Origin of the sequence: Streptomyces physcomitrii (assembly GCF_012273655.1) — a bacterium.
GTDB classification, from domain to species: Bacteria; Actinomycetota; Actinomycetes; order Streptomycetales; family Streptomycetaceae; genus Streptomyces; species Streptomyces physcomitrii.
Genome location: NZ_JAAWWP010000039.1, coordinates 22,974 through 29,335 on the forward strand (window position 1 = coordinate 22,974; position 6,362 = coordinate 29,335).

General features: G+C 72.6%; 4 protein-coding genes, 2 rRNA genes and 1 pseudogene. 1 reads left to right on the forward strand and 6 read right to left on the reverse strand.

The features are described from left to right. Positions 1–6: 6 nt before the first annotated feature. Both HFV08_RS30785 and HFV08_RS30790 read right to left on the reverse strand, forming a co-directional pair. Positions 7–1,050: a FecCD family ABC transporter permease gene (locus HFV08_RS30785; protein WP_168543852.1), complete on the reverse strand. Its 1,044-nt coding sequence runs from the start codon at positions 1,048–1,050 to the stop codon at positions 7–9. A gap of 91 nt (positions 1,051–1,141) precedes the next feature. Next, entirely contained in the window at positions 1,142–2,170 is a 1,029-nt protein-coding gene (locus HFV08_RS30790) for an HAD-IIA family hydrolase (RefSeq protein WP_168543853.1), read from the reverse strand. A gap of 74 nt (positions 2,171–2,244) precedes the next feature. Between HFV08_RS30790 and HFV08_RS30795 the strand changes: the two genes are divergently transcribed. Further along, a complete protein-coding gene (locus HFV08_RS30795) occupies positions 2,245–3,531 on the forward strand; it encodes a DUF1015 domain-containing protein (protein WP_168543854.1) in 1,287 nt (428 codons plus the stop codon). Positions 3,532–3,685: 154 nt separating this feature from the next. Here the strand turns inward: HFV08_RS30795 and HFV08_RS30800 are convergent, their stop codons facing one another. The 4 genes and pseudogenes from HFV08_RS30800 to HFV08_RS30815 all read right to left on the reverse strand — a co-directional run. Further along, on the reverse strand, positions 3,686–4,735 hold the full coding sequence (locus HFV08_RS30800; protein WP_312885899.1) for a tetratricopeptide repeat protein: 1,050 nt from the start codon (positions 4,733–4,735) through the stop codon (positions 3,686–3,688). Between the two features lie 435 nt (positions 4,736–5,170). Beyond that, a pseudogene (locus HFV08_RS32660) lies at positions 5,171–5,881 on the reverse strand (hypothetical protein); the annotation flags it as partial. Between the two features lie 125 nt (positions 5,882–6,006). Beyond that, positions 6,007–6,123: ribosomal RNA gene (gene rrf, locus HFV08_RS30810) — 5S ribosomal RNA — on the reverse strand. A gap of 133 nt (positions 6,124–6,256) precedes the next feature. Next, positions 6,257–6,362 (reverse strand): 23S ribosomal RNA (locus HFV08_RS30815); the annotation flags it as partial.

Sequence of the window (6,362 nt, forward strand, 5' to 3'; positions counted from 1 at the left end):
GCGTCTTCACAGCTGGGCCATCCTCTGCCGTCGTACGAGCAGGATGAACACCGGGCCGCCGATGATCGCGGTCACGATGCCCACCTGGAGTTCCGCCGGGCGCACCAGGAGCCGCCCGAGCACATCCGCGCCGAGCAGCAGCACCGGCGAGAGCAGCGCCGAGTACGGCAGGATCCAGCGCTGGTCGGGCCCGGTGAAGGAGCGCACCACATGCGGGACCATCAGTCCGACGAAGGCGATCGGCCCGCAGGCGGCGGTGGCCGCGCCGCACAGCAGGGTGGCCGCGCCGAGCGAGAGCGCCCGGGTGCGGGTCAGCCGGGCGCCGAGCGCGCGGGCGGTGTCGTCGCCCATGGCGAGGGCGTTGAGCGGGCGCGCCAGGAAGAGGGTGAGGAGCATGCCGAGGGCGAGGAAGGGCAGCACCTGGAGCAGGATGTCGTTGTTGGCGTAGGCCAGCGAACCGACCGTCCAGAACCGCATCTTCCCGAGCGCCGCGTCGTCGACGATCATCACGGCCTGGAGATAGCCGCTGAGGGCCGCGGTGAGCGCGGTGCCCGCGAGCGCGAGCCGTACCGGGGTGGCGCTGCGGCTGCCGCCGAGCGCGTACACCAGGACGCCCACGGCCGCCGCCCCCGCGAAGGCGAACCAGACATAGCCGGTAAGGGAGTTGACGCCGAGGAAGGTGATGGCGGTGACCACCGCCGCGGAGGCGCCCGCGTTGATGCCGAGCAGCCCGGGGTCGGCGAGCGGATTGCGGGTGAGGGCCTGGAGCACCGCGCCGGCGAGTCCGAGCGAGGCCCCGGCGAGCAGCCCGAGGCCGGTACGCGAGAGGCGCTCGCCGACCACCACATCGCTGAAGGTGCCCGAGTCCTGGAAGACCCCGTGCCAGACCTGGCCGAGGCTGAGCGGTTTGGCGCCGATCGCGATACTGGCGGCGGCGACCGCGACCAGGAGCACCAGCGCCACCAGCAGTCCGGCGCCGCGTATCGCGTGCCTCGGCGGCGGCGCGGGAACACTCACCGCGCGCTGTTCAGGGGGACCTTCGACCAACACCCGGTTAGGGTAGCCTATCCTCCGGATTCGGGCTGATGGGCGGGGGTGCCGCCCCCGTCGGCAGCGCGTACCGCCCCGGCACCGGGCCCGCTCACCACCCCAGCCGCGCCAGCGCCTTCCCCGCGTCGGCGCCGCAGCCCCGCTCGCCCCCGGCGCTCCAGGCCGCCGCGCACAACGCCCGCAGCCCGTCCAGCGGTTCGCCCTCGCCGGTCAGCTCCAGCGTCTCGCCCCGGGCCGCGGCCCGCCAGCCGCCGCAGCCGAACTCCCCTTCGTACGCCCGCACTTCGGGCTGCCCGGTGAGCAGGCCCCGCAGGTCGGCGTCGACATAGGTGGGCCGGTGCCCGGGCACCGCCGCGAGCAGTTGGGCCGGGTCGGTCACCCCGGTGAGGACGAGCAGCGAGTCGACCCCGCCGTTGAACGCCCCCTCGATATCGGTGTCCAGGCGGTCCCCGACCACCAGCGGCCGCCGCGCCCCGGTCCGCAGGATCGTCTCCTTGTGCATCGGCGGCAGCGGCTTGCCCGCCACCTGCGGGCTGGCCCCGGTGGCGATCCGCACCACCTCGACGGCCGCCCCGTTGCCGGGGGCGATCCCGCGCGCGCTCGGGATGGTCAGATCGGTGTTGGAGGCGAACCAGGGCAGCCCCCGCGCGACCGCGTAGGAGGCCTCCGCGAAGCGGCCCCAGGGCAGTTCGGGCCCGCCGTAGCCCTGCACCACGGCCACCGGCTCCTCGTCCGCCGACTCCACCGGCTCCAGGCCCCGCTCCCGCAGCGCCACCCGCAGGCCCTCGCCGCCGATCACCAACACCCGTGACCCGGCGGGCAGTTGCTCGCTCATCAGCCGGGCGACTGCCTGCGCCGAGGTGACCACGTCCTCGGTCCGCGCCGGGACGCCGAGTTCGGTGAGGTGGGCGGCGACCGCCTCCGGGGGGCGCAGCGCGTTGTTCGTCACATAGGCGAGGCGCATGCCCCGCTCCCGCGCGGCAGCGAGCGAGTCCACCGCGTGCGCGATCGCCTGACCGCCCGCGTACACCACCCCGTCCAGATCGAGCAGCGCCGTGTCGTAGGCGCTGTCGAGCCGGTCGGCGCTGTGGCCGGGCAGGGTCCTCGGGCTGTGGTCCATGGATGCGTTCCGTTCCTGTTCGCCGCTGCTCCCCCGATCCTCTCGTATCCGCCGCGCGGACTTACGATGCACAGATGAAGAACGCTGGTCCCGCAGGCGGTCCCCGAGGCAGCGGCCTCGACCTCCAGCCCTTCCGGGGCATCCGCTATGTCCCCGAACGGGTCGGCTCCCTCTCCGCGGTGACCTCGCCCCCGTACGACGTCGTGGTCCGCCCCGACGGGCTGCACCAGCTCCAGTCCGCGGACCCGCACAACATCGTCCGGCTGATCCTGCCCCAGGCCGCCGACCCCGAGACCAGCAGTGAACAGGCCGCCGGCGCCCTCACCAGCTGGCTCGCCGAGGGCATCCTGGCCGCCGACGACACCCCCGCGCTCTACGTCTACGAACAGCGCGGGGAGTCGATGCTGCAACGCGGGATCATCGGCGCCCTGCGGCTCTCGGAAGCGCGGGAGGGCGTCGTCCTGCCGCACGAGGACGTGATGCCGCAGATCGTCGCGGAACGCGCGGCCCTGATGCGGGCCACCGCCGCCAACCTCGAACCGCTGCTCCTGTCCTACCGCGGCGACGCCGGGGAGTGCGGTACGGCCGCCGTCGTCGACCGCACGGTCACCACCGCCCCGCTGCTGAGCACCACCACCGAGGACGGCATCCGCCACACCCTGTGGTCCGTGACCGACCCCGCCTCGCTCACCGCCGTCCAGGAGGACCTGGCCCGGCACGAGGCCCTGATCGCCGACGGCCACCACCGCTGGGCCACCTGCCTGCGGCTGCGCGCGGACCATCCCGGCCCCAGCCCCTGGGACTACGGCCTCGTCCTGCTGGTGGACACCGCCCGCCACCCGCTCCAGGTCCGGGCCATCCACCGCCTCCTGCACCGGGTACCGGTCTCCGAGGCGCTCACCGGCCTCAAGGACGCCTTCCGGGTACGCGAGCTCGGCGGCGACCTGGACCGGGCGCGGTCCGCCCTCGCCGAGGCGGCCACCGAGGGCAACGCCTTCCTGCTCGCGGGCGACGGCTCCTTCCATCTCGCCGACCGGCCCGACCCCGCCCTGCTTGAGCGGACGGTGCCCCGGGACCGCCCGGCCGCCTGGCGGTCCCTCGACGCGACGGTGCTGCACTCCACCCTGCTCGACCAGGTCTGGCGGATCCCCGACACCCCGGACCACATCGGCTACATCCACCACACCCGCGCCGCGGTCACCAAGGCCGAACGCGACGGCAGCACCGCCGTCCTGATGCACCCGGTCCGCGAGGACGTCGTACGCGAACTGGCCCGCCAGGGCGTCACCATGCCCCGCAAGTCCACCTCCTTCGGCCCGAAGCCCGCGACGGGCCTGGTCCTGCGCAGCCTCACCCTCTGACCCACGCGCAGGGGGCGCCCTCCGGGAAGGAGAACGCCCCCTGCTTCTGGGCTACTTGGGGTTCTTGGGTCTTCGGTCCCTCAGGTCCTCAGTTCCTCGGTTCCTCGGTTCCTCGGTTCCTCGGTTCCTCGGTTCCTCGGTTCCCAGGCTGCCGTCAGTGGTCCATGTGGTTGCGGGAGTTGTCGGTGCCAGGGGCGTCGATGCCGGAGTCGCCGTCGGGGTCACCGTCGGGATCGGCGGATGCGCTGCCGTCGTCAGCGGAGGTGTCACCGGAGGCATCGCCGGAAGCGTCGCCGGAGTCCGGGGCGTCCTCGCCGATCACCGCGTCGTCCGCGTCGGCCAGATGGTCCGCACCGGCCGTCTCGACCACGTCCTCCACCTCGACCAGGTCCTCGTCCGTGCTCTCGTCGAGAGCGGCATCCGTCCCGGCCGAGGCGGTAGGCGTGACATCCGCGGCTTCCCGGCCGCCGGCTTCCGCGTCCTCGTCCCCGGTCTCGAAGCCGGGCTCCTCCTCGTCGCCGAGCGCGTCCGTGAACTCGACGCCGTCCAGCTCCGCGAGCCGGTCGGAGGCGTCGGTGCTGCCGTCCTTGTCGGACTCCACGGCCTTGGCGAACCACTCCCGCGCCTCGTCCTCGCGCCCCGCTTCGAGCAGCGCGTCCGCGTAGGCGTACCGGAGCCGCGCGGTCCAGGGCTGCACCGAGTTCGAGGCGAGTTCGGGGCTCTGCAGCGTGACGATGGCCGCCTCGGTCTGCCCGAGGTCCCGGCGCGCACCGGCCGCGACCAGGCGCATCTCCACCTGCCCGGCCTTGTCGAGCTTGTGCACCTCGGGCTCACCGGCCATGTCGAGCGCCTTCTCCGGCCGCCCGAGACCCCGCTCGCAGTCCGCCATGACCGGCCACAGCTCGGTGTTGCCCGTCATCCGCCGTGCCGCCCGGAACTCCCCGAGCGCCTCGCTGTACTTCTGCGTCGCGTACGCCGCGAATCCCGCCGCCTCGCGCACGGCAGCCACCCGCGAGGCCAGCCGCAGGGCCACCCGCGAGTAGCCGTACGCGCCCTCGGGGTCCTCGTCGATGAGCCGGGCGACCATCACCAGGTTCCGCGCGACATCCTCCGCCAGCGTCTTCGGCAGGCTCAGCAGCTCCTGCCGTACGTCCTTGTCGATCTCCTCACCGGTGACGTCCTCGGGGATCGGCAGCCGCTTGATCGGCTCCCGGTCCCGGTCCCGCTCGTCCCGGAACCGCCCACCGCCGTGGCGGTCGTCCCGCCGGTCGTCCCGGCCGCGGTAACCGCCGCCGGGCCGGCCCCGGTCGTCACGGCGCGGCCCGCGGTCGTCACGCCCACGGAAGCCACCGCGGTCGCCGTCGCGGCGGTCGTCCCGCCGGAACGGGGCGCGGTCGTCCCGCCGGAAGCCACCGCGGTCGCCCTCACGCCGGTCGTCCCCACGGCGCTCGTCACGCCGGAACCCGCCCCCGCGATTGTCGTCACGACGGTCGTCACGCCGGAACGGGGCACGGTCGCCGTCACGCCGGTCGTCCCGACGGAAGCCACCACGGTCGTCCCCGCGGCGCTCGTCACGCCGGAAACCGCCGCCCCGGTTGTCGTCCCGACGGTCATCACGACGATCGTCCCTACGGTCATCACGTCGGTCATCACGTCGGTACGAGGGCCGGTCACCGTCACGGCGGTCATCGCGACGGAAGCCGCCACCACGGTTGTCGTCGCGCCGGTTGTCCTCACGGCGGAAGCCACCGCGGTCATCGCGACGCCCCTCACCGCGGTCGTCCCGCCGGAAAGCCGGACGCTCATCACGCCGCTCGTCCCGGGGGAAACGGCCACCGGGACGGTCGTCACGCCGGAAGCCGCCGCGGTCATCACGCCGTTCCTCGCGCCGGAAACCCCCGCGGTCGCCGTCGCGGCGGTCATCACGCCGGAACGGGGCACGGTCGTCCCGCCGGTCGTCACGACGGAACCCGCCCCCGCGGTTGTCGTCACGGCGGAAGCCACCGCGGTCGCCCTGCCGATCGTCACGGCGGAAGCCACCACCGCGGTTGTCGTCCCGGCGGTCGTCGCGCTGGTACGGAGGCCGGTCACCGTCCCGCCGGAACCCTCCGCGGTCACCCTCACGCCGGTCGTCCCTACGGTCATCACGGCGGTACGAGGGCCGGTCACCGTCACGGCGGAAGCCGCCACCACGGTTGTCGTCCCGCCGGAAACCCCCGCCGCGATTGTCGTCACGACGGCCGGCGCCGGCACGGTCATGGGAGCGGGCGGGCCGGTTTCCCCCACGGTCACCACTGTCCCGGCGGCGCTCGTCGCGCTCGGGTCGCTCGTCGGGAGAGTTGGGGGACATGGGTGACTCCTCTGTCTTTGGTACGCAGTCATTCTCGCGCAGCCCGGTATCGAGCGCGCGGCATGGAAAACAAAAAGGACCTGTGGTCCCAGCGTGAACGCTGGGACCACAGGTCCTCAAAGATTGTTCGGCGGCGTCCTACTCTCCCACAGGGTCCCCCCTGCAGTACCATCGGCGCTGTAAGGCTTAGCTTCCGGGTTCGGAATGTAACCGGGCGTTTCCCTCACGCTATGACCACCGAAACCCCTTCAGACTCCCCGTACGAATACGGGGAAAGAACAGGGCAGCGAACAAGCACACTCTTCAATTAAGTGGAACTGTTCAGCCAGCACAACTGTTCGTTGTCTGGGAACTACACAGTGGACGCGAGCAACTGAGGACAAGCCCTCGGCCTATTAGTACCGGTCAACTCCACCCCTCACAGGGCTTCCATATCCGGCCTATCAACCCAGTCGTCTCCTGGGAGCCTTACCCTCTCAAA